Annotated in this window: 23 protein-coding genes; 9 read left to right on the top strand and 14 right to left on the bottom strand. The window is 39.3% G+C overall.

Features of this window, described 5'->3' with window-relative positions; genetic code table 11:
* Positions 1-77 precede the first annotated feature (77 nt).
* Positions 78-1,436 carry an NADP-specific glutamate dehydrogenase gene (gdhA, locus tag KSK37_RS12055; RefSeq protein ID WP_217201803.1) on the top strand — a complete coding sequence of 453 codons (1,359 nt, stop codon included), beginning with the start codon at positions 78-80 and terminating at the stop codon, positions 1,434-1,436.
* A gap of 185 nt (positions 1,437-1,621) precedes the next feature.
* Here the strand turns inward: gdhA and KSK37_RS12050 are convergent, their stop codons facing one another.
* Positions 1,622-1,903, bottom strand: a complete 282-nt coding sequence (locus tag KSK37_RS12050; protein WP_217201801.1) for a hypothetical protein — start codon at positions 1,901-1,903, stop codon at positions 1,622-1,624.
* 109 nt (positions 1,904-2,012) lie between these two features.
* A complete protein-coding gene (locus tag KSK37_RS12045) occupies positions 2,013-2,504 on the bottom strand; it encodes a YkgJ family cysteine cluster protein (RefSeq protein ID WP_088359059.1) in 492 nt (163 codons plus the stop codon).
* Positions 2,505-2,715: 211 nt separating this feature from the next.
* Here KSK37_RS12045 and KSK37_RS12040 point away from each other — a divergent pair, with 211 nt between their 5' ends.
* A complete protein-coding gene (locus KSK37_RS12040) occupies positions 2,716-3,093 on the top strand; it encodes a group III truncated hemoglobin (RefSeq protein ID WP_088359060.1) in 378 nt (125 codons plus the stop codon).
* 90 nt (positions 3,094-3,183) lie between these two features.
* Here the strand turns inward: KSK37_RS12040 and KSK37_RS12035 are convergent, their stop codons facing one another.
* From KSK37_RS12035 to KSK37_RS12010, 6 genes are all read right to left on the bottom strand, one after another.
* Positions 3,184-4,260: a calcium:cation antiporter gene (locus tag KSK37_RS12035; protein WP_217201799.1), complete on the bottom strand. Its 1,077-nt coding sequence runs from the start codon at positions 4,258-4,260 to the stop codon at positions 3,184-3,186.
* Between the two features lie 76 nt (positions 4,261-4,336).
* The gene (locus KSK37_RS12030; protein ID WP_217201797.1) at positions 4,337-4,675 is read right to left on the bottom strand and encodes a DUF6122 family protein; all 339 of its coding nucleotides are present in this window, start codon (positions 4,673-4,675) and stop codon (positions 4,337-4,339) included.
* Positions 4,675-5,394, bottom strand: a complete 720-nt coding sequence (locus tag KSK37_RS12025; protein WP_217201794.1) for a DNA alkylation repair protein — start codon at positions 5,392-5,394, stop codon at positions 4,675-4,677. The genes KSK37_RS12030 and KSK37_RS12025 overlap by 1 nt, the downstream gene beginning before the upstream one ends.
* Positions 5,395-6,624 carry a GTPase HflX gene (gene hflX, locus KSK37_RS12020; protein ID WP_217201792.1) on the bottom strand — a complete coding sequence of 410 codons (1,230 nt, stop codon included), beginning with the start codon at positions 6,622-6,624 and terminating at the stop codon, positions 5,395-5,397.
* A gap of 33 nt (positions 6,625-6,657) precedes the next feature.
* On the bottom strand, positions 6,658-6,927 hold the full coding sequence (locus KSK37_RS12015) for a SemiSWEET family sugar transporter (protein ID WP_217201790.1): 270 nt from the start codon (positions 6,925-6,927) through the stop codon (positions 6,658-6,660).
* Between the two features lie 21 nt (positions 6,928-6,948).
* Positions 6,949-7,371: an META domain-containing protein gene (locus KSK37_RS12010; protein WP_246566546.1), complete on the bottom strand. Its 423-nt coding sequence runs from the start codon at positions 7,369-7,371 to the stop codon at positions 6,949-6,951.
* Between the two features lie 74 nt (positions 7,372-7,445).
* Here KSK37_RS12010 and KSK37_RS12005 point away from each other — a divergent pair, with 74 nt between their 5' ends.
* Both KSK37_RS12005 and KSK37_RS12000 read left to right on the top strand, forming a co-directional pair.
* Positions 7,446-7,922, top strand: coding sequence for a YdeI/OmpD-associated family protein (locus KSK37_RS12005; RefSeq protein WP_217201788.1), 477 nt, complete (start codon positions 7,446-7,448; stop codon positions 7,920-7,922).
* A complete protein-coding gene (locus KSK37_RS12000) occupies positions 7,923-8,447 on the top strand; it encodes a GNAT family N-acetyltransferase (protein ID WP_217201785.1) in 525 nt (174 codons plus the stop codon). It abuts the gene before it with no gap.
* A 55-nt stretch (positions 8,448-8,502) separates the two neighbouring features.
* On the opposite strand, the gene hemE is transcribed toward KSK37_RS12000, so the two are convergent.
* From hemE to hemA, 4 genes are all read right to left on the bottom strand, one after another.
* Positions 8,503-9,531, bottom strand: a complete 1,029-nt coding sequence (hemE, locus tag KSK37_RS11995; protein WP_217201783.1) for a uroporphyrinogen decarboxylase — start codon at positions 9,529-9,531, stop codon at positions 8,503-8,505.
* Positions 9,528-10,199, bottom strand: coding sequence for a uroporphyrinogen-III synthase (locus KSK37_RS11990; RefSeq protein WP_246566543.1), 672 nt, complete (start codon positions 10,197-10,199; stop codon positions 9,528-9,530). The genes hemE and KSK37_RS11990 overlap by 4 nt, the downstream gene beginning before the upstream one ends.
* A 95-nt stretch (positions 10,200-10,294) precedes the next feature.
* Positions 10,295-11,209, bottom strand: coding sequence for a hydroxymethylbilane synthase (gene hemC, locus KSK37_RS11985; RefSeq protein WP_217201781.1), 915 nt, complete (start codon positions 11,207-11,209; stop codon positions 10,295-10,297).
* A complete protein-coding gene (gene hemA, locus KSK37_RS11980) occupies positions 11,196-12,470 on the bottom strand; it encodes a glutamyl-tRNA reductase (protein ID WP_088359071.1) in 1,275 nt (424 codons plus the stop codon). The genes hemC and hemA overlap by 14 nt, the downstream gene beginning before the upstream one ends.
* Before the next feature lie 254 nt (positions 12,471-12,724).
* On the opposite strand from hemA, the gene KSK37_RS11975 reads away from it, so the two are divergent.
* From KSK37_RS11975 to rodA, 5 genes are all read left to right on the top strand, one after another.
* The gene (locus tag KSK37_RS11975) at positions 12,725-13,750 is read left to right on the top strand and encodes a rod shape-determining protein (protein WP_088359072.1); all 1,026 of its coding nucleotides are present in this window, start codon (positions 12,725-12,727) and stop codon (positions 13,748-13,750) included.
* A 26-nt stretch (positions 13,751-13,776) separates the two neighbouring features.
* Positions 13,777-14,625, top strand: coding sequence for a rod shape-determining protein MreC (mreC, locus tag KSK37_RS11970; RefSeq protein ID WP_088359073.1), 849 nt, complete (start codon positions 13,777-13,779; stop codon positions 14,623-14,625).
* On the top strand, positions 14,622-15,128 hold the full coding sequence (locus tag KSK37_RS11965; protein WP_088359074.1) for a rod shape-determining protein MreD: 507 nt from the start codon (positions 14,622-14,624) through the stop codon (positions 15,126-15,128). Before mreC ends, KSK37_RS11965 begins: the two co-directional genes overlap by 4 nt.
* Before the next feature lie 95 nt (positions 15,129-15,223).
* Positions 15,224-17,239 (top strand): penicillin-binding transpeptidase domain-containing protein, encoded by a 2,016-nt coding sequence (locus KSK37_RS11960; RefSeq protein WP_217201779.1) that lies wholly within the window; start codon positions 15,224-15,226, stop codon positions 17,237-17,239.
* Entirely contained in the window at positions 17,236-18,465 is a 1,230-nt protein-coding gene (gene rodA / locus KSK37_RS11955; protein WP_217201777.1) for a rod shape-determining protein RodA, read from the top strand. The genes KSK37_RS11960 and rodA overlap by 4 nt, the downstream gene beginning before the upstream one ends.
* Before the next feature lie 396 nt (positions 18,466-18,861).
* Here the strand turns inward: rodA and KSK37_RS11950 are convergent, their stop codons facing one another.
* Complete coding sequence (locus KSK37_RS11950) at positions 18,862-19,545, bottom strand: C40 family peptidase (protein WP_088359077.1); 684 nt, start codon at positions 19,543-19,545, stop codon at positions 18,862-18,864.
* A gap of 326 nt (positions 19,546-19,871) precedes the next feature.
* A complete protein-coding gene (locus tag KSK37_RS11945; RefSeq protein WP_088359078.1) occupies positions 19,872-22,073 on the bottom strand; it encodes a glutamine synthetase III family protein in 2,202 nt (733 codons plus the stop codon).
* Positions 22,074-22,165: the final 92 nt, after the last annotated feature.

The following is a 22,165-nucleotide window of genomic DNA, read 5'->3' as shown; positions in this document are numbered from 1 at the left end:
ATTTTAGCAATAACCAAAATTTATCTTGCAAGTTTTGAAAAAAAAATTAAATTTGTTGACAATAATAATTAACCTTTATGGAAAACTATAACGTAGAGCAAAAAATTCAGGAGTTCATTGCCCGAATTGAGGCAAAAAACCCGAATGAACCAGAATTTCTCCAGGCTGTTAAAGAAGTTGCAATCACAGTAATTCCTTTTATTTCGACCAGAAAACAATATACAGGAATGAAGCTTTTGGAAAGAATGGCTGAACCTGAGCGAACGATTATTTTCCGTGTTCCATGGGTTGATGATAAAGGTGAAATTCAGGTAAACAGAGGGTACAGAATCCAAATGAACTCTGCGATCGGTCCATATAAAGGCGGTATCCGTTTTCATCCTACGGTAAATTTATCCGTTCTTAAGTTTTTAGCCTTCGAACAGACTTTTAAAAACTCTTTGACTACGCTGCCAATGGGTGGTGGAAAAGGAGGTTCAGATTTCGATCCGCAAGGAAAATCGGATATGGAAGTAATGCGTTTCTGCCAGGCTTTCATGACTGAAATGTGCAAACATATCGGTCCTGAAACGGACGTTCCTGCGGGAGATATTGGTGTTGGAGCGAGAGAAATCGGATACTTATTCGGTCAGTATAAAAAAATCAGAAATGAATTTACCGGCGTTCTTACCGGGAAAGGTTTGGCTTACGGTGGATCATTAATCCGTCCTGAAGCTACAGGTTATGGCGTTGTCTACTTTGCTGAGCAGATGCTGAAAACCATCGGTCAGGATTTCAAAGGAAAAACGGTTACGGTTTCAGGTTTCGGTAATGTAGCCTGGGGTGTTGTAAAAAAAGTGGAAGAACTTGGCGGAAAAGCCGTTACGATCTCCGGACCGGACGGTTATATTTACGATAAAGACGGTATCACCGGCGAAAAAATTGATTATTTATTAGAACTTCGCGCTTCAGGAAACAACCGCGCTGAAGACTACGTGAAGAAATTCCCTAGTGCTGAATTCCATGCCGGAAAACGTCCTTGGGAAGTAAAATGTGATGTAGCAATTCCTGCGGCCACACAGAACGAACTTCATTTAGAAGACGCTAAAAACCTGGTAGCAAACGGTGTGATCTGTGTTACTGAGGCTGCAAATATGCCATCTACTTTAGATGCCATCAATTATTTCTTAGACAAAAAGGTTCTTTTCTCTCCGGGGAAAGCTTCCAATGCTGGTGGTGTTGCTACTTCAGGTTTGGAGATGACGCAAAACTCTATCCGCTTGAACTGGTCATCTGAAGAAGTGGATGCGAGGCTGAAAGAAATCATGATCGGAATTCATAAAGCATGCAGAGATTACGGTAAGGAAGAAGACGGCTACGTGAACTACGTGAAAGGAGCAAATATCGCTGGTTTCGTGAAAGTTGCCGAGGCAATGCTGGCTCAGGGAGTGGTATAAAACAGAAAATCCGGGGCAGTTTCCCGGATTTTTTCTTAATATTCCTGTCCCGGGATAATGGGAAAAAAGTAAAATGAAAGGATAAGAAGCATTGATTTTTCAATGCTTTTTATTTTGGTAAAAAAGCAAAAAAAAGTCCTGCCAAATTGCAGGACTTCCTTTCACTTTCCTTTTTATTACTGTCTTTAATTTTTTTCTTCAGGTTTTTGAGCTGCTGATTCTGTTTTTAACTCAGCTGCAGTTTCTGTTTTCAATGCTGCAGTTTCGCCCACTTTTTTCACTTCAAGGACTTCTTTTTTAAAGGTTGGAGCTGCAACCACAGCTGAACTTTCAGTATTTACTTCAGCTTTCACATCCGTTTTTACCGCTTTATCCGTCTTTAATTTTCTTGCCTTTTCTGTGCTTTGCGCATTTGCTAAACTTACACCTGCGGCTAAAAACACAATTGCTAACAACGACTTTTTCATAATATATTTTTTAGATTAATTATGAGTATAACGCTGCTTTTTTTCCTGAATTATATGAAGAAGAGAACTTTAACTGAATTTATTAAAGTTTGTGATTTTGTTTAGAGTTTTATTTTTTCTCCAGATTCTTCTGAATCCTTTCCACAAATTCGAATGCGGCGGGACAGATTACGGTGTTCTTTATCGTGAGGTGATTAATCTGATAGATTTTCTTCCTGTCAGTGTGAGGAAATTCACGGCAGGCTTTGGGCCTTACTTCATAAATGGAGCAGGTATTATCAGAATTCAGGAACCAACAGGGAAGATTCTGCAGCACCTTGTCGCGGTCTTCATCTGTTGTTAAATATTTCGCTTCGAAATCTGCCGGTTTCATCTTCAGGTGTTTTGAAATTCTTTCGATGTCTTTCTCCGTGAAAAGCGGGCCGGTTGTTTTGCAGCAGTTAGCGCACTGAAGACAGTCGATTTTGCTGAAAACTTCGTCGTGGGTTTCCTGTACGGCATAATCGAGATTTTTCGGTGGACGTTTTTTGAGGGTGTCGAGGAACTTTTTGTGTTCTTTCTGCTTTAAAATCGCCTGACTTTTATAGAATTCCAGATTCATGGTGCAAAAATAAGGGATATTTTTTTGGGAAACTGATTTCTTATGAGGAAGATCCTGCGGCCGCGATAGCAGCGGTTACCCCGCAAGGAGGCGGCGGAACGAAGTGGAGCTGCCGACTGAGGAGTATGAGCGTATAGCGCGAATTGTCCGCCCAAATGATTAATGATCAGAATCATAAGCCCAAATGTTTTAAATGTCTTAATTTTGAACTATGAAAAAACTGGAGACAAGAGAAGATATCGAACTTCTGGTGAATAAATTTTATGATAAGGTCGCTAAAGACGAAACGATCGGATTCTTTTTCAATGATGTAGCAAAGGTGAAATGGGCGAATCATTTACCAAAAATGTATTCGTTTTGGGAAACTTTACTTTTCGGGCAGGTTTCCTATAAGGGTAATCCGATGGCGATGCACTTTCCTGTAAACGAAAAGGTGGCGATCGAAAAGCGACATTTCGAACACTGGATCAAACTGTGGACGGAGACCGTGGAAGAAAATTTCATGGGCGAAATGGCCGAAACCGCGATCTATAAAGCGACCAATATTGCCAATTTAATGGGCTATAAAATGGAGATGGCGAGGAGATAAGCTTGATCCTAAGTAGAATTTAAATTTCCCTACGGAATTGAATGGTGAATTTTCGGAAAACCGAAAATTCACCATTTATTTTATCTCTCATTATGGTACAATAACCGTGAAAATGTACGCGGCCAGATTTACAAGAAGTACGGTACCGTAAAGATGATTAGTCTTTCCCCTGCTCAGTGAAAGCATCACGGTAAATACGGACAACGCGAGAAGGATAATTGATTTCATATCAAGTCCCAGAACGAAGGGGATATCATAAACAATACACACCAGAGAAACTGCCGGAATTGTTAATCCGACACTTGCCAATGCAGAACCCAATCCCAAATTAATGGAGGACTGAATCTGATTGTTTTTTGCTGCCCGTATTGCCGCTAAACCTTCAGGCAACAAAACCACGGAAGCAATAATAACCCCAACCAGAGCTCTCGGCGCACCAATATTTTCTACAAAATCTTCAATAACCGGTGAAAGTCCTTTCGCCATAAATATCACCACCGCAAGACAGATAATAAGGAGCACCAAGCTGGCGACCGTCTTAGCAGTGCCTGGCGGATCTGCTTCATGAGTCGTGTGATCTTCTTCCTCCACAATAAAATAATTGCGGTGACGAACCGTCTGAAACATCAGAAATGAAGAATATATAACCAAACAGGCCAGCGAAACAAAAGCCAATTGAGCATTGGTATAAAACGGTCCCCTCACACTCGAGGTATAATTAGGTAAAATAAGCGTCAGCACCAGAATAGCAACTAAACTTACGAGGTAGGTTGTGGCTGAGCTCCGCATAAATAACTGTTCCTTGTATTTTCTGCTCCCAACCCAGATACAGATGCCCAGAATACCGTTGAGAATAAGCATCACCGCGGCAAAAACAGTATCACGTGCGTACGTCATTGCTCCTTCACCGCCGGAAAGCATAAAGGAAATAATTAGGCCTACTTCAAGTATAGTAATACAGATGGCGAGAATAATGGTTCCGTAAGGTTCGCCTACTTTGTGAGCTACCACTTCGGCATGATGTACGGCTGCCAGAACCGTCGCAAACAAAAGCAACGCTCCGGCTATATTTCCGAAAAGTGTGTCAGTAAGAAACCCGCCAAGGTAAAATACCGACGATAAAACCGGGAAGACCACCGTCCAGTTTAGAATATTTTTTAGTTTCATAAAAGTGAGATTTCCACAATTATACAAAAAATCTATCAAAAATGAAAACGTTTTAGATAAATCTTATCGAAAAATATCAGAAAAATTTCCAGAGATAATAATCCTGAAAATCGGTAATCATATGGAAAAGCAGCCCTACAGCAATAATTCTGTAATTCCCTTTTAGGAAAACAGTTCCCAGAAAGTACAGCAACACCATCGGATAGCGGTGTAAAATATGAAAACCTACACTGCTTCGGTTCGGATCAAACACTGGGTTCGCCAAAATATGGTCAACATCTACAATCATTGTTGCCAACATCAGCAGATAAGCTTTCTGCCAGTTTTCCTTAAAGAAAACCTTAGCAATAAGCAAAGGAAAAACAAAATGCAGGAAGTAATGAAAAATCTCCCTGAGATAGAAAGTGCTTTCCATTAAATCCGACCTTTTAGATAATCCTGCCTTACATCTTCGTCCAGTTTTTCGATGGCGTAACGGAGCGAAGTCCTCGGCATTTTTCTGTAGTGCAGATTCAAAAACGCAAGAAGTTCACTTTCGTTTTTCTGTCCCATTTCTCTTAAAAGCCAGCCGTTTGCTTTGTGCATTAAATCATGAGGATAATGAAGGTTTTTCAGGGCAAATTCTTTCATTAATCCGAATTCCCCTCTTTTTACATAATACATCGTGCCAACTACCGCCATCCTTTTGCTCCAGAGATTATCTTCATCGGAAAGATCTCTTAAAATGCTGCCGTCCTTATTTTCAAAGCAAAACCTGCCCAAAATCTTATAACAGGAATTATCTACCAAATCCCAATTGTTGATATACTTTTTGTTTTTCAGATAAAATTGAACAATTTCAGTTTTCTCTGAAAAGCTTTTAGACTTCTCAAATTTTGAAACCAGCATCAACAGCGCACAATGGCGGTGCTCATGAATTTTAGAGGACAATAATTTGCGCAGCTCTTCAAGAGAAATTTTTCCCGCAAATTCTTTTGCAACCTGCCGCTGATCGGGAACTGTTACTCCGATAAATTTATCACCTTCTGCATACCCGCCTTTTCCAGCCTTGAAAAACCGCGGAAAAAACTCTGCTTTTTCCGGGACAGAAAGCAACTGTAAAGCTTCTTTTATTTCTTCTGAATGTGTCGGCATTTATTCTGACGGCTGATCACCGGATTCTTCATCATCATAATATTCAAAAAGGAAATCATTGTAGGGAAATCTCGAAATATGAATTTTCAAAACCTCGTCGTAAATCATTTTCTTCATTTCCGGGAAGTTTTCCTTTGTTAAAGCCGAAATGAAAACGGTCGGAAATTTAGACTTCGCCATCCAAGTTTTCTGCCACTCTTCCAATGAAATGTTTTTTCTCGATTCCGGCGTCAGATCATCCTCCTCTTTTTTCTCGTAGCGGAAGTCGTCAATTTTATTGAAAACCATGATCATCGGCTTCTGATGTGCATTGATTTCCATTAAAATCTGATTCACAGAATCGATATGATCTTCGAAACTTTCATGGGAAATATCCACAACATGAATCAATAAATCGGCTTCCCGCACTTCATCCAGCGTAGATTTAAAACTTTCAACCAGTTGAGTTGGCAGTTTTCTGATAAAACCAACCGTATCCGTGAGTAAAAAAGGAAGATTCCCAATCACCACTTTTCTCACCGTAGTATCCAAAGTTGCAAAAAGTTTGTTTTCTGCAAAAACTTCCGATTTGGAAATGGCATTCATTAAAGTAGATTTCCCAACATTGGTATAGCCCACAAGTGCGGCACGTACCACCTTTCCGCGGTTGTTACGCTGCGTTGCCATTTGACGGTCGATGGTTTTCAGTTTTTCTTTTAAGAGTGATATCCTGTCGCGGATAATCCTTCTGTCGGTTTCAATTTCAGTTTCCCCCGGACCTCTCATTCCAATTCCCCCTTTCTGTCTTTCAAGGTGAGTCCACATCCTGGTAAGTCTTGGCAAAAGATACTGATACTGAGCAAGTTCAACCTGTGTTCTTGCATAGGAAGTCTGGGCACGCTGAGCAAAAATATCCAGAATAAGATTGGTTCTGTCAAGAATTTTCACTTCAATTTCCCTTTCGAGATTTTTAAGCTGCGAAGGCGAAAGTTCATCATCGAAAATAATAGTTCCTATGTTGTTTTCTTTGACATAATCTCTTATTTCCTGAGCTTTTCCGCTTCCGATAAAGGTTTTGGAATCCGGCTGGGTGAGTTTTTGGGTAAAACGTTTCACCACTGTAGCACCTGCTGTTAAGGCAAGAAACTCCAGCTCATCAATATATTCAATAAGTTTTTCCTCGTCCTGGTTTTGGGTAATAACGCCTACCAAAACTGCTTTTTCGTACAAATGTTCTTTATTATCGAGCATATATTTTATTTCTCTGATCTGATTTTTACAAAATTAGTTTTTTTCTTTATTATAAATGAGTTTTAGAACAATCAAAATTATGGTCGCAAACACTGAAATACTGTTGGTGACGATCATTGAAATATGACTGATTTCAATCCCGAACCAAAGCCAAAGCCCACTGCTAACAATCCCGATAATACAGGTAATTACCGATATTTCCTCCGCCGATTTCTCTTTAAAAATTTTTATGATTTGCGGAACAAAAAGCGCCGAAGATAAACCTCCAGCTACAAATCCGATAATTTCAGGGTTGATGTTCATAAAATTTAAATATTAAAGAAATTAATCCCAGTCTGCGGCAACGAATTTCATTGTACTTCCGTCTTTTGAAGTAAGCGTTAAAAAATGTCCGTCAATTTTATAGCGGGTCATCGCCGGTAATGATTTACCGAATGAATCTTCAAGTTTCATCGCGTCCTCACAATACATCATCGTACTTCCGACCTGGGAAAAAATCACCGTTCCGTCCGGCTTAAAATCCGCTTTCATAAACATCCGGTTACAACCCATATTGGCTCCGTATTGGTCTTTGGTGCTCAAATCTAAATTCACACCTTTTTTCATTAAAAAATCTTTGCTAAAATCCTGAAATTGCACCAACATCCATTTACGGCTGATATTTTGTGAAGCTTCATTGGTTTGAGCGCAGTACGCCATCATTAATAATCCGAAAACGAAGAAAAGGCTTCTCAAAATGTTTTTCATGCTAATTTTTTTGAACAACATTCCATTTTTATGCCGTGATTTTTAATTAAATTTGAATTCAGCTAAAAACAAAAATGACACAGGAAGCTATTTCATTTACAGGAATCATTTTACAGCACGGCGGAATGAATGCTGCTTACCTCGAATTTCCTCTCTCCGTGGAAGAAACTTATGGTAAAAAAGGACAGGTGAAAATCAAAGCCCTTTTCGATAATAAAGTGGAATACCGCGGAAGCCTTGCAAAAATGAAGAGTGATTTTCCCATGCTCGGACTCACACAGGAAGTAAGAAAAAAGCTGGGGAAATCCTTTGGGGAAGAAGTCTCAGTGAAAATCTGGGAAGACAGAGAAGAAAGAACTGTGGAAATACCAGAAGATGTGCAGGCTGTTTTTAAAGAAAACCCCAAGGTGAAGGAATTGTTTGATGCGATGAGTTACACCCACCGAAAAGAATATATCCGCTGGATCATGGACGCCAAAAAACCCGAAACCAGGGAAAACAGAAAAGTGAAGATGACCGCAATGATTCTCGCAGGAAAAAAAGGAATATAAATGAAAAATATAAAAAATCTGGAAACCGAAAGATTATTACTGAAACCCATCTCTACCGATGATGCGGGACTTATTTTGGAACTTTACAATTCGCCAAGATTTATTGAATTTATCGGTGACCGAAACATCCGTACCCTTGAAGATGCTGAAAATTATATTGTAGGAAAATTTCTTCCGCAAATGGAGAGAATCGGTTTCGGGAACTACCTTATTGAAAGAAAATCTGACAGCATGAAAATAGGTGCAGTCGGAATTTTCGAACGCGACGGACTGGATGTTCATGATATCGGCTTTTCATTTCTTCCTGAATTTGAAGGACAGGGTTATGGTTTTGAGTCGGCCTCGAAACTTTTGGCAACTGCTTTTAATGAGTTTGGCTTAAAGAAAATTTCCGCCATTACTACGAAGACTAATTTTTCATCTCAGAAACTGATCGAAAGACTGGGTTTAAAATATATAAAAACCGTCCGTATCCCTAATGATGAGGAGGAATTGCTGTATTATGAGATTGAGAATGCAAACTAATAAAAAAGGAAACACGATTTGTGTTTCCATTTTATTTAATTTTTAAATTGTATAATTAATTTGGCTTCCAGTCAACCACTGCTCGGATAAAAGCTTCGGCATTTTCCAAGGGAATATTCGGCAAAATACCGTGACCGAGATTAACGATATAACGGTCTTTCCCGAAACGGTTAATCATTTCGGTAACCATTTTCTTGATTGTTTCCGGTGTGGAATGCAGTCTTGTAGGATCGAAATTCCCCTGCAGAGTCATCGAATGATTTGTTAAAACTCTCGCAAATTCAGGTCGGATGGTCCAGTCAACTCCCAATGCAGAAGCTTTAGACATTGTCATTTCTTCCAGCGCAAACCAGCAGCCTTTTCCGAAAACCACAACATGAGTCAGCGGACTTAAAGCCTCCACAATCTGGTTGATATACTTCCATGAAAATTCCTTATAATCATCAGGAGACAGCATTCCGCCCCACGAATCAAAAACCTGAACGGCAGAAACACCCTTCTCTACTTTCCTTTTAAGATAGGCGATAGTGGTATCTGTAATTTTCTGAAGCAACAGATGCGCAGCTTCCGGATTCTGAAAGCAGAAGGTCTTTGCCACTTCAAATGTTTTAGACCCTTTTCCTTCAACGCAGTAGCATAAAATGGTCCACGGAGAACCTGCAAAACCGATGAGAGGAATATCATTATCCAGTTTCAGCAAAGTAAGTTCGATGGCATCAAAAACGTAACCCAAAGTATCATTCACATCGGGAACCGGAATATTCTGAACTTCCTCCAGTGTTCGGATCGGATGATCTAACCACGGCCCCACATTTTCTTTCATCTTGAAATCAATCCCCATTGCCTGTGGAACCACCAAAATATCGGAAAAAAGAATCGCTGCATCCAAAGGATAACGGCGGATCGGCATCATGGTAATTTCCGCAGCAAGTTCCGGTGTCTGACAACGGGTAAAAAAATCATACTTGTCACGAAGTGCCCTGAATTCCGGGAGAAATCTTCCGGCCTGCCTCATCATCCAAACCGGCGGTCTTTCAACGGTTTCTCCTCTTAATGCCTTTAAATAAAGGTCGTTTTTAATCATAACTTTTTATTTTGTTCTTCATGTACTTTAGCAATACATTGGGAAGAAATTAAATTCAGCAAATCTTCAAGATTGCTTTCCTTACTGGTAATAATTGGGTTTTTTGTGAATTTTTTCACCTCTTTTTCCGTGGTTTCACCTATGGAAAATATCTGCAGATGATCCAGCGAATTATGCCTGGCAAAACTACGGACTCCGCTTGGGCTAAAAAAACACACGGCATCATAATCTCCACTGATCTCCGGATAAAGCAATTTCGTCTCGTATACGGGTATTTTCGTGTAGGAAATGTTCTGAAGCGGCAATGTATTATTCAGCACATTCAGTGCAAGATTTCCGCAGAAATGCAGAAACTTTTCTTTCGCGCTGTTATCGATAATAAATTCTGAAAGCTCTTTGGCATGTCTTGTAACCTTGAAAGTTCCGAAGCCGTGCTTCCTCAATTCTTTTTTGGTCATTAATCCAACAGCATAAATTTTATTAAAATTTCTTTCAACAAATTTTTCGTTCGGTTTAAAACCGTTATTAAAAAAACTTTCTACCGCATTTACACTGCTGAAAATTAAAGATTTATCTTTCAGATCAAAAGGCTCCACCTGCAGCGGATTTATTTTAATCACTTCCACAAAATCACAAGAAAAATGACCTCCTAATTTTTTGGAAATCATTAATTTATCAAATTTTTTTGTAAAAAGAATTTTCATGAGGGATTCTTAATATATATAAGGAGTGAAACTAAATTGGCTGAAATTAAATTTTATAATTAATGAATCTGAGATTTAATCTCTGCCATCAGTTCTTTTCCTCCGTTTTCCAATACTTTTCCGGCTAATTTTTTACCGAAATTTTCTGTTTCGTTCCACTGGAAAATCTCATCGGTTTCGATACAGTTTTTTCCGTCCAGTGAGCATAATCTTGCGATAAAACGAACTTCGTTATGATCATTCATTTCCGCAAAAGCACCAATCGGAGCGGTACATCCGCCTTCCAACGCCTTCAGGAAATTTCTTTCGATTTCAATACAGATCTGAGTATTTCTGTGATTGACGTCTTTAAAAATTTCTTTGATTTCAGCATCGTCACTTCTCCCGCAAATTGCTACAACACCTTGTGCAGGCGCTGAAATCATCATCGGAAGATATTCATAATCAACGTCTAAACCCATTCTTTCGATAGCGGCGAGAGAAAACAGCGTGGCGTCGAATTCATTCTCCTCGAGTTTTTTTAGTCTGGTCTGTACATTTCCGCGGATATCTGAAATTTCTGTTCCCGGAAATTCTTTCAGCCAAAAAGCGCGGCGTCTTAGGCTGCTTGTTGCAATTTTAAGGTCTTTGAGTTCCAGTGTAGCTGCATCTTTTTTTCTTACCAGTACGTCCTGTGGATAATCGCGCTCCAAAACAGCGATTATTTCGACATTTTCGGGAAGTTCTGTAGGAATATCTTTCAGCGAGTGAACGGCAATGTCTACTTCTTTGTTCAGCAAAGCAACATCAAGGTCTTTGGTAAAAACACCGGTAATTCCCATTGTATAAAGAGGCTGGGTAAGATTTTTATCTCCTGAAGAAACGATCGGAACAATATCTGTAAGCAGATTTTTGTTCTGCAGGTTTCTTGCAACTTCCCTTGCCTGCCACATAGCGAGCGGTGAATTTCTGGTACCTATTTTAATGCTTCTCATTGAATTCGTTATTGGGCTGTTCAACTAAAATCTCATGCATCAGCTTGCTGAGTTCTTCCGCTTTCAAAGGATTATCAATGATATACTTTGCAAAACGGTTGGTGATTTTCTGTATCAGTTTATCAGAAAGCTGCATATCATTCACATCAACATATTTATGTTTTTTGTGGATATTGTGCATTTCGTTTCGTTCCATGTTTTTCAGAACGGCTTTAAAATGATGAATATTGGGAGCAAGTTTTCTTTTTTTCTCCCATTCAATAAAATCTTTCGTCATTTCTCTGATGATGCCTTCAGCTTTCGGAATCTCTTTCTGCCGCTGAAGCATGGTTTCGCTGATATGCAGCGAAAGTTCATCTACATCTACCAAACTTACATTGGTGTTCTCAGTCACATTTCTCTCCACATTATTAGGGATGGAAAGATCAATGACTAAGGTTTCCTTTCCGTTCGGGAAATGGCTTTTATTGATGATAGGATGCTGTGCACCTGTAGCGACAATTAAAATATCGGTTTGGCTAAGTTCCTCCTGTAAACTTTCGAAGGCGATATGAGGAATTTTATATTTTTCGGCAATTTTCTCTGCTTTTTCAGAAGTACGGTTGGCTACTTTAACCTTTGGTTTATAAACGTGTTTTACCAAATTTTCCACCGTGTTCTGCCCGATTTCTCCTACACCCAGAAGCAGGATGTTTTTCTCAGAAATCTGGGTCTGATTTTTCAATATATAATGAACTGCTGCATAAGAAACAGAAGCGGCTCCGTTCGAAATGCCTGTTTCGTTTTTAATTCTTTTAGAAATCTGAATAGCAGAATTTATTGCTCTCTCTAAAAAAGGATTCGAGTTTTTCTTTTCTTTTTTGAACCGGTGGTAAGCATTTTTGATCTGCCCTATAATTTCGAAATCTCCGATAATCTGGCTTTCCAAACCTGCAGCAACGCGGAAAAGATGATTCAGCGCTTCTTCATGTTTAAGAATATTCACATACTGCATGAATTCCGTCAGACTTACGCCAATGGTTTTGCAGTATAATTCGGCAATTAAAAGGTAGTTTTGCGAGGTTGTATAAATCTCAGTCCTGTTGCAGGTGGACACCACAAATGCATCTCCCAAATTCTCCTCATGAATTTCGTTAACAAAATGTTTAATATTGTCGTCAAAAAACGCAAATTTGCCCCTCGTTTCGGCGTCAGCTTTCTCGAAACTGACACTGAGAACGGCGAAATTGGCGGTTTTGTGAATGTTATTATCCTGGTTCATAAAGCAACGGCAAATTTAAGATTTTAAATTGAATTTCCGGTGATTCTGTAAGATGAACATTATCAGTAAAATCTATGATAATCTGAACTTTATTTCCGGATTTTCATTTAAAAATGAAATAATTAAGAAATAAAAATGTTATTTAAGAATAGCTTGTAATTTTAATAAAATTTTAACCAAATTTAGTCGGAATCTAATTTTTAGAACGGTTCTAAATTTATACCTTTGTACACTTAAAAAAAATCACGAAAAAAATGGGGTTATTTGATATGTTCACGCAGGATATTGCGATTGACTTAGGCACAGCAAACACACTAATTATACATAATAATAAAATTGTCATTGATCAACCTTCGATTGTAGCCATCGAACGTTCCAGCGGGAAACCGATTGCGGTGGGCGAAAAGGCAAAACACATGCAGGGGAAAACCCACGAAGACATCAAAACCATCAGACCTTTGAAAGACGGCGTAATCGCTGATTTCCACGCATCTGAACACATGATCAAAGAATTTATCAAACAAATTCCGGGGATCAAAGGAAAACTTTTCCAGCCTACTCTAAAAATCGTTATCTGTATTCCTTCAGGCATTACTGAAGTTGAAAAAAGAGCCGTAAGAGATTCTGCACAGAAAGTGAACGCCAAAGAAGTACGTTTGATTTATGAACCAATGGCTGCGGCAATCGGTGTTGGTATTGATGTTCAAAAACCTGAAGGTAACATGATTATCGACATAGGTGGAGGAACAACGGAAATCGCTGTAGTTGCTTTGGGAGGTATCGTCTGCGACAAATCTGTGAAGATTGCAGGAGATGTTTTCACCAATGATATTGCTTATTATTTAAGAACACACCATAATTTATACATCGGAGAAAGAACTGCTGAAAGAATTAAAATTGAAGTAGGTTCTGCTGTTGAAGATCTGGATGTAGAGATCGAAGATATTCCGGTTCAGGGACGTGATTTAATCACTGGTAAACCAAAAGAAATTATGGTGAACTACAAGGAAATCGCGCGTGCATTAGACAAATCAATCATCAGAATTGAAGACGCAGTGATGGAAACACTTTCACTTACTCCGCCGGAGTTGGCTGCCGATATCTACAAAACAGGAATTTATCTTGCCGGTGGTGGCGCCTTGCTGAGAGGTCTTGCCGACAGACTTCACAAGAAAACAGGTTTGCCGGTTTTCGTTGCAGAAGATCCGTTAAGAGCCGTTGTACGCGGAACAGGTATTGCACTGAAAAACATGGATAAATTCAACTTCCTGATTAAATAATTTTTAACTTTTTACGACATTAACTGATGGGATTTTTGCTGCGATTATTTTCGAAGAACGGTTTGTTCGTTTTCTTCACATTTCTGCAGCTCACCGCTTTGGTATTGATTTTCAGCAGAAACTCAATGCAGCAGTCGTGGCTTGCGGGCCAAACCGCGGCTTTCAATTCCTGGGTCTCCGGTTATATTGACGAAGGCGCTTCCTACCTCAAACTGAAGCAGATTAATGAGCAGCTTGTTGCTCAAAACAAATCACTGATGGAGCAGGTCTACGGTAAAAAGGCTGCACTTCCCAATTTCAGAAAAGTTCACGATACGATTGGCGGCGGACAGATCTACACTTTCGTTGACGGAGAAATTGTTTTTAACAGCATTAACAGGAAAGATAATTATTTTACCATTAACCGCGGAAAGAGAGACGGCGTTCTGCCAAAAATGGGTGTTATGGCACCAAAAGGAATTGCCGGAATTGTAATTAATTCTACAGATTCTTACGCACTGGTACAATCTGTCCTGAGTCTGAATAAAATCAAGATCAATGCTTCGCTGAAGAAATCAGGATATTTCGGGACATTGACCTGGAAAGGAGACGATTCCCGAATCATGCATTTATCGGACGTTCCGAAATATGTTCCCCTTCAAATCGGAGACACGGTGGTGACCGACGGAAAATCAGCCATCTTTCCCCAGGGAATCATGATTGGCACCGTTTCCGGATATGAAGTGGACAGCAAGACAGGCTTCTGGGATATTTCCGTTGAACTGAGTGAAAAAATGGGGAATCTCAACAAAATATATGTAGTGAAAAATCTGAAAAAAGCCGAAGTTCAGAAAATTCAGGATACTTTACAGGCCACCATTAAAAGAGAAAAATGATAAGCAGAACACTTTTTACAGACATCCTGATGATTGTTTTCCTGGTTGCACTGCAGATTTTTGTGCTTAACCGTATTACGCTCTTCGGGAAATACACACCGGTTTTATATCCTGTTTTCATTATGTTCTATCCTTTTTTCAGGAATAAATTTCAGTTTTTAGCGCTGAGTTTTATTTTAGGATTAAGCATTGATGCTTTTCTTTATACCTGGGGAATTAATGCATTTGCCACTACCTTTATCGCTTATTTCCGGACCTTAATTTTCCGTACTTCCACAGATACCTCCACCGATTTCTTTTCGTTTCAGTCTTTGCAGTGGTCGCAGTATCTCTTCTTTATTCTGTCGAGTATTTTCTTTCATCAGCTCCTCGTTCAGTATATTGAATTCTTTAAATTCAGCAGGTTCTTCGAAATATTCCTGAATGTTTTGGCAACAAGTGCTATTTCCTTTATATTTATCCTGATGTATGCTTTGGCTTTCAAAATCAAACAAAAGGTGTAGAAAGCAGTCCAATTTTTGAATTCTTAAAAAAGAACCATGATATTTTTAATCATCGAAGGTTACATGTGCCTCAGAGAAAAGGTTAACAGAAACGCATGAAGTCACAATATCTCAAAATCACCGCTATATTATCTGTACTTGCTTTAATTTTTATCGCAAGACTTGCCTATCTGCAGCTTTTTACCGACCGGTATGCACTGAATGCAGCCAATACCTCTATCAAAACCGAATATATTATTCCGCAGCGCGGCGTCATTTTCGACCGTAACGGAAAAATTATGGTAGGAAACCAGCCTTCCTATGAGATTTCTTTTACCGAAGCTTTAATTAAACCTGATTTCGACACGCTGGATTTCTGTCATTTAATGAAGATCAGCAAACAGGATTTCATTAAAAGAATCAATGCCATTAAAAGCGAAAAGTATTACTCGAAGCTTACTCCGATGACTTTCATGAAGAATCTCAGCCGGGAAGAAATTGCGAGAATACAGGAGATTATTTTTAAATATCCCGCTTTCAATATTGTATCCAGGCCGCAGCGGCAGTACGAAGTTTCGACTTCCGGAAATCTTCTCGGTTATACCAATGAAGTGAACGACCGCGACATTAAAAAAGATTCCCTGTATTACTTGCCCGGCGATTTCATTGGCAAAACAGGAATTGAAAAGTCTTATGAAAAAGATTTGCGTGGCGAAAAAGGCATCCAGTACATTCAGAAAGATATCCGTCTAAGAAATGTCGGCCCTTACAAAAACGGAACTTTAGACAAAGAGGTTGTTACCGGAAAAGACATTACACTTACCATTGATTACGACTTGCAGAGACTCGCTGAAGAAATGATGGTTAATAAACAGGGTGCCATTGTTGCTCTGGACCCGTCGAACGGAGAAATACTTGTTCTTGCAACAGGTCCGGATATTGATCCCAATCTTTTTACAGGTCCTGATAAAACCAGAAATCTTTATAAATTGCAGATGGACACAATTTATAATAACCGTCCAACTTTCGACCGCTCTTTACAGGCAGCTTATCCACCGGGATCTACCTTCAAACTTCTTACCGCAGCAGCAGCGATGCAAATGGGCGTAATGGATGAAAACACCATCTTTCCATGTGGCGGCGGATTTAATTACAGAGGCCTGAGAGTTAAAGGTCACGGCGGTGCCGATCCTTTAATTCCCGCGATTCAGGTTTCCAGTAACTGCTATTTTTCTTATGCGTTTATCGCGATCATGAATAAATATCCCGGAAACCCTACAAAAGGTGTTGACGAATGGAAAAAAATCATGAGCAGCTTCGGAGTGGGTGAATTTTTAAATAATGATTTGGCAGTAGGCGCAAAAGGAAGAATTCCGTCAGGCGAATTTTACGAAAAACGATCCGGCAAAAAAGACTGGAGCTCCGCCTACACCATGAACGGATCGATTTTTAACGGAATGGGTCAGGGAGATGTTTTGCTTACCCCTCTGCAAATGGCAAACTCCATCGCAGCGATTGTTAACAGAGGATGGTATTTTACCCCACATATCGTAAAATCCATTGACGGCAAGCCGAATCCTGATCCGAGATTTAAAGTGAAGCATAAGACACTCGTCAATCCGAAACATTTTGAACCGATCATTAAAGGAATGGAAGCTGTGGTACTCAACGGGACTGCAAGAAGTTTAAAATCCGCTGATTTTACCATGCTTGCAAAGACGGGTACTGCACAGGTTCCGCAAGGAAAAGATAACTCTATTTTCGTTTTGGCTGCTCCTGCAGAAAATCCTAAAATCGTCATCGCTGCGGTGATGGAACACGCCGGTTTTGGCGCTACATGGGCAGGTCCTGCAGCTGCAGTAATTGCTGAAAAATATCTGACCGGAGATTTAAAGCGCGAACATCTTTATAAAAAGCTCACCGGAGCCAGCTTCATGCCGGAATACAGAAGACAGTGGGATGCCGAGCTTAAGAAGAAAGGGCTTTACAAAGAACCTAACAAAGATTCTGTAAGAATTCAAAATATTGAAGACAGTCTGAAGTTTATTAAAAATGACCAGATCCGGGCAAAGCTCATTTATAAAAGAGATTCGCTGCGATTAAAAGTAAAAACTCAAACTCCGAAAAAATGAAGTGGACAGAAGGAATAGACAAACTCAGCATTTTTCTGTATCTCGCCATCTCGCTTTTTGCAGTGGCAAACATTTACAGTGTTGACGAAGGTTTAGGAAAAAAACAGCTGATTTTTTTCTGCATTTCCCTTTTTATAGGCATCATCATTTTTATGATGCGGACTAAGTTCTTTGAAAATTTCGCCAGTATCATTTATGTTTTCGGAGTCTTGCTCCTCATTGGTCTTTTTCCGTTCGGAACTGAAATTCTGGGTCAGAGAAACTGGTATAAATTCGGCGGAGTGACGATGCAGCCTGTCGAATTTGCAAAAATTGGGGTTGCTCTGATGCTCTCAAATTATGTTTCGGGGCCGGATTTTAACCTGAAAAACAGAAAATCTCTACTCACTACTCTTGCTATTATCGGAATTCCAGCGATTGTGGTACTCGCAATTCCCGATGTTGGATCTTTACTGGTTTTTACCGCGTTTTTTATTGCGCTTTTCCGGGAAGGATTAAGCGGCTGGTTTTTCGGAGTCGGAGGTATATTGGCAGCGGTTTTCTTAGTAGCTCTTGCTGTAGATCCTCTTTACGTCATTATCGGAACTGCTGTAATTTACGGTTTCATTGTTTTATTTAATTATAACCGAATCCACTGGAATGTAATATCTGTCGCAGGTTTTCTCGGGTCGTTTCTTCTCCTTTCAGGACTCGCTTTCGGTACTCCGAAAATTCTGGAAAAAATGCCGAAACATCAGCGCGAACGTATTGAAGTTCTGTACAAAGGTGAAAAAGCATTCCGCGATACTTCCGGTTACAATTTACTGTATTCCAAAACCGCGATCGGATCGGGAGGGTTTTTTGGCAAAGGTTACAAAGAAGGTTCTGTAACGCAGGGGAAATTTGTTCCTGAACAGGAAACTGACTATATTTTCTGTACTGTTGGAGAAGAATGGGGTTTCTTTGGAGCGTCACTTCTCGTAATTTTTTATGCGGTCTTTATCGGAAGGATCTATTACCTTTCAGAAAAGCAGAAATCAGCTTTTAACCGGGTTTTCGGCTATTGCTTTGCCTCGGTGCTCTTAATGCACTTTTCTATCAATTTAGGAATGGTTATGGGATTATTTCCTACAGTGGGTATTCCGCTGCCGTTTTTCAGTTACGGTGGAAGTTCACTACTGGCATTTTCGATCATGACTTTTATCTTCTTTAAACTGAATTATACGGACCGGAACAGTTTGGTATAGCATTCTTAATTTTCAGCCCTGATTGCGTTAAATTTAATAAGGAAGTGAAATCTCCATTATCAAACCTTTCCGACAATCAGGCATCCAAATAACCCGCTTTGGGAAGAATATAATTATTAAACCTGGAGATCGATTAAACGCTTGACGTGCTTTAACGAAGTTTCGTCTCTAAACATTTAGAAGAATAATGAAGAGATTTTCTGTATTATAATTCTTGACCCTTAGTTTGCTTAATCATAGAGAGATTCACTAAAAATTAAGCTTGAGATCCGTTTCATTGATAACTTGTTCTGGGGCGAAACTAATTCTGCCTGTAGTTTCCATAAACAGTTAAGCTGAATAGCCAACAAAAAAAAGCTACTCTCGGGTAGCTTTTAATTGAATCAATTATTTATTTTAGTTATTAGCGAAGTTGTTAAACGAATCCATTGAGATGATTCTTTTTGCAAATTGAAATTTCGGACCCCAATAAGAATCAGTAAGGGAAGAAATCATAACTCCTTTTGAAGTGGCCGCATGAATGAATTTCACACCTCCTTCCGCTGATACTTCTTCTACAATTCCTACGTGAGAAATTTTGCCTTTACCATGAGAGAAGAAAACCAAATCGCCTTTCTGAAGCTCATCCTTGTTAATCTTTTCGCCTTCCTGAGCCTGAGATGCAGCTACTCTTGGCAAATTCATCCCTGTAACAGCTCCAAAAACCGAAAGAACGAACGCTGAGCAGTCAATTCCTCTTCTGGTCATTCCACCGTATCGGTAAGGAGTTCCTAAGTAAGACTGTGCCTCTGCCAAAAGATCATCAATTTTTTTGGTGAATTTTACCGTTTTGGCAATCTCGTCATTTCTTAAATTAGCTTCTAAAGTCTTTGATGCAACAACTTTTTCATCATTAAAACTGTTAAGTAATTGAGATTTAGCTTTTTCTAATTTTTTATTATCAATAGATGCTAGTTTGGCATCTGATTTGTATTGATTAATTTGGGTTGCTGGTGATGATACAACATAGTTGGTTACACAAGACTGCATTGACATGGTAGCAGTTACAGCAACTAAATAAAACAGAACTCTTTTCTTCATATATATTTGATTATCTGTGTTAAAGAAGTAATATTTGTTTTTAAATGCAAGGCAAAATTAAGTATTCGAACTTGAAGGGGGGTGAAAACACCCTTTTTGAAAAGCCACTTTAACACTTTTTAACATTTTTAATACTAATGTTAAAGCAAAACAAACCACAATCACCCTATTTAGGGAGGTTGTGGTTTAATTTTTTTTATGATTTATTAACATTTATACAGGGCATCTATTTAATACATTATTTTTCTCTATAATGTAAGCTCCCAATATGTAAACAAAAAAAGTCCTGAATGAATCCAGGACTTTTATAATTTGCAGTAAATCAGTTATCTTGTGAACAAAAGCTCTCTGTACTTGGTCATTGGCCAAAGCTCGTCATCAACAACCATTTCCAGCGCATCAGATGCGTCCCGGATTTTATCAAATAATGGTTTTACATCGTTACAGAATGACTCAGCCATTTTCTGGGAATCTGACGCAGCCTTCGCTGTTTCGATTGCAGAAAGTAAATTGTCAATCTCTACTTTCATAACTGAAACATGTCCTGAAATTTCGACAATCATGTTCATCTGTTCCTTACCAAGGGTTTTGAATTCTTTATCCCCGAAAATTTCTTTAAGTCCTTTTACATTCTCAATTAAACGGTTCTGATAATTGAGTGCGCAAGGAATGATATGATTTCTCGCAATGTCTGCCAAAACGGTTGCTTCGATAGCAATCACGGTAGAATATTTTTCAAGCTTCACTTCATTTCTCGCCTCAATTTCCCGGTGCGTATAAATACCCAGATCTTCATACAGCGTAACAAATCTTTTATCAAGCTCTTTCTTAAGTGCTTCAGGTGTAGTTTTCAGATTATTCAAACCTCTTTTCTTTGCCTCGTTCGCCCAGTCGTCGGAATATCCGTCACCTTCAAACATGATATTTTTAGAAACTTTGATATATTCTCTTAAAATATTGAAGATTGCTTCGTCCTTTTTCAGTCCTTTTTTCTCTATTAAAGTATCTACCTCTTTTTTGAAATCCTGTAACTGTTTTGCAACGATGGAGTTCATCACCGTCATTACTTCTGCACAGTTAGCCGAGGAACCTACCGCTCTGATTTCGAACTTATTTCCAGTGAAAGCGAAAGGTGATGTTCTGTTTCTGTCAGTATTATCTAATAGAATTTCCGGAATTTTTCCTACTACATTTAATTTAAGCTCTGTTTTTTCTTCCGGTGAAAGTTTTCCGTCCGTCACTTTTTCAAGTTCTTCCAACACACTGAATAGCTGCGTTCCGATAAAGGCAGAAATAATTGCCGGCGGCGCTTCGTTGGCTCCCAAACGGTGATCGTTACTCGCAGACGCGATGCTTGCTCTCAGGAGATCAGCATAATCATGAACCGCTTTCAGCGTATTGACAAAAAAGGTAAGGAACTGCAGATTCTTTTTAGGGTTTTTCCCAGGACTTAAAAGGTTTTCGCCAGTATCGGTCGCTAAGCTCCAGTTGTTGTGCTTTCCGCTTCCGTTAACCCCTGCAAAAGGTTTTTCATGGAAAAGGATATGGAAATGGTGTTTATGAGCAACTCTGGCCATAATATCCATCAGTAAAGAATTGTGATCTACCGCAACATTCACTTCTTCAAACATCGGAGCCAATTCGAACTGGTTTGGCGCCACCTCATTGTGTCTTGTGGTAACCGGAATTCCCAGTTTCATACATTCAATCTCCAGCTCTTTCATGAAATTCATTACTCGCGTAGGAATGGAGCCGAAATAATGATCGTCCAGCTGCTGACCTTTGGCAGGCGAATGCCCCAACAAAGTTTTTCCGGTAATTACCAAATCCGGACGGGACTGATAAAGTGCTGAATCAACAAGAAAATATTCCTGCTCCCAACCCAAAGTCGGACTCACCTTCGTCACATTTTTATCAAAATAAGATTTACAAATGTCGGTGGCCGCTTCATCAACAGCATGAAGAGCTCTTAACAACGGAGCTTTATAATCTAATGTCTCCCCGGTATATGAAATAAAAATAGAAGGAATACATAGTGTTGTTCCCATAATAAAAGCGGGAGAAGTAGGATCCCATGCGGTATAACCTCTTGCTTCAAAAGTATTTCTTATACCTCCGTTTGGAAAAGAAGACGCATCCGGTTCCTGCTGAATAAGCATTCCGCCGGAAAACCTTTCAATGGCTCTGTCTGTTTCAAATGGCGTAAAAAACGAATCATGCTTTTCTGCGGTAGATCCCGTAAGAGGCTGAAACCAATGGGTATAATGCGTTACGCCTTTACTCAAAGCCCAGTCTTTCATCGCTACTGCAATCTGGTCTGCAACATCACGCTGGATTTTGGTCCCTCTTTTTATTGCATTCTGAATAGAAGTGAATGCTTCTTTGGTTAAATATTCTCTCATCGTTTCTTCAGAGAATACATTTTGGCAGAAAAGTTCTGATAATTTTGCTGGAACTGTAACCGCATTATCTTTTCGGAAATCCTTAAAAGATAACATTTCTAAAGCCTTAAATCTTAGTGATGACATATTTTTATGTGTTTGATGGGGGTAAAATTACAAAAAAAAACAAAATAAATCATTTAACCCTTAAAAATTTAGGGGTTAAATTGAAATTAAGT

The sequence above is a fragment of the Kaistella soli genome (assembly GCF_019038595.1).
Taxonomy (GTDB): Bacteria; Bacteroidota; Bacteroidia; order Flavobacteriales; family Weeksellaceae; genus Kaistella; species Kaistella soli.
The sequence above is the reverse complement of the archived record's forward strand: the minus strand, read 5'-3'. Positions and strand labels throughout refer to the sequence as shown.

Coding starts and splice junctions, on each gene's coding strand:
- gdhA (WP_217201803.1), top strand. CDS start 78: ATGGAAAACTATAACGTAGAGCAAAAAATTCAGGAGTTCATTGCCCGA.
- KSK37_RS12050 (WP_217201801.1), bottom strand. CDS start 1,903: ATGAAAAAGTCGTTGTTAGCAATTGTGTTTTTAGCCGCAGGTGTAAGT.
- KSK37_RS12045 (WP_088359059.1), bottom strand. CDS start 2,504: ATGAATCTGGAATTCTATAAAAGTCAGGCGATTTTAAAGCAGAAAGAA.
- KSK37_RS12040 (WP_088359060.1), top strand. CDS start 2,716: ATGAAAAAACTGGAGACAAGAGAAGATATCGAACTTCTGGTGAATAAA.
- KSK37_RS12035 (WP_217201799.1), bottom strand. CDS start 4,260: ATGAAACTAAAAAATATTCTAAACTGGACGGTGGTCTTCCCGGTTTTA.
- KSK37_RS12030 (WP_217201797.1), bottom strand. CDS start 4,675: ATGGAAAGCACTTTCTATCTCAGGGAGATTTTTCATTACTTCCTGCAT.
- KSK37_RS12025 (WP_217201794.1), bottom strand. CDS start 5,394: ATGCCGACACATTCAGAAGAAATAAAAGAAGCTTTACAGTTGCTTTCT.
- hflX (WP_217201792.1), bottom strand. CDS start 6,624: ATGCTCGATAATAAAGAACATTTGTACGAAAAAGCAGTTTTGGTAGGC.
- KSK37_RS12015 (WP_217201790.1), bottom strand. CDS start 6,927: ATGAACATCAACCCTGAAATTATCGGATTTGTAGCTGGAGGTTTATCT.
- KSK37_RS12010 (WP_246566546.1), bottom strand. CDS start 7,371: ATGAAAAACATTTTGAGAAGCCTTTTCTTCGTTTTCGGATTATTAATG.
- KSK37_RS12005 (WP_217201788.1), top strand. CDS start 7,446: ATGACACAGGAAGCTATTTCATTTACAGGAATCATTTTACAGCACGGC.
- KSK37_RS12000 (WP_217201785.1), top strand. CDS start 7,923: ATGAAAAATATAAAAAATCTGGAAACCGAAAGATTATTACTGAAACCC.
- hemE (WP_217201783.1), bottom strand. CDS start 9,531: ATGATTAAAAACGACCTTTATTTAAAGGCATTAAGAGGAGAAACCGTT.
- KSK37_RS11990 (WP_246566543.1), bottom strand. CDS start 10,199: ATGATTTCCAAAAAATTAGGAGGTCATTTTTCTTGTGATTTTGTGGAA.
- hemC (WP_217201781.1), bottom strand. CDS start 11,209: ATGAGAAGCATTAAAATAGGTACCAGAAATTCACCGCTCGCTATGTGG.
- hemA (WP_088359071.1), bottom strand. CDS start 12,470: ATGAACCAGGATAATAACATTCACAAAACCGCCAATTTCGCCGTTCTC.
- KSK37_RS11975 (WP_088359072.1), top strand. CDS start 12,725: ATGGGGTTATTTGATATGTTCACGCAGGATATTGCGATTGACTTAGGC.
- mreC (WP_088359073.1), top strand. CDS start 13,777: ATGGGATTTTTGCTGCGATTATTTTCGAAGAACGGTTTGTTCGTTTTC.
- KSK37_RS11965 (WP_088359074.1), top strand. CDS start 14,622: ATGATAAGCAGAACACTTTTTACAGACATCCTGATGATTGTTTTCCTG.
- KSK37_RS11960 (WP_217201779.1), top strand. CDS start 15,224: ATGAAGTCACAATATCTCAAAATCACCGCTATATTATCTGTACTTGCT.
- rodA (WP_217201777.1), top strand. CDS start 17,236: ATGAAGTGGACAGAAGGAATAGACAAACTCAGCATTTTTCTGTATCTC.
- KSK37_RS11950 (WP_088359077.1), bottom strand. CDS start 19,545: ATGAAGAAAAGAGTTCTGTTTTATTTAGTTGCTGTAACTGCTACCATG.
- KSK37_RS11945 (WP_088359078.1), bottom strand. CDS start 22,073: ATGTCATCACTAAGATTTAAGGCTTTAGAAATGTTATCTTTTAAGGAT.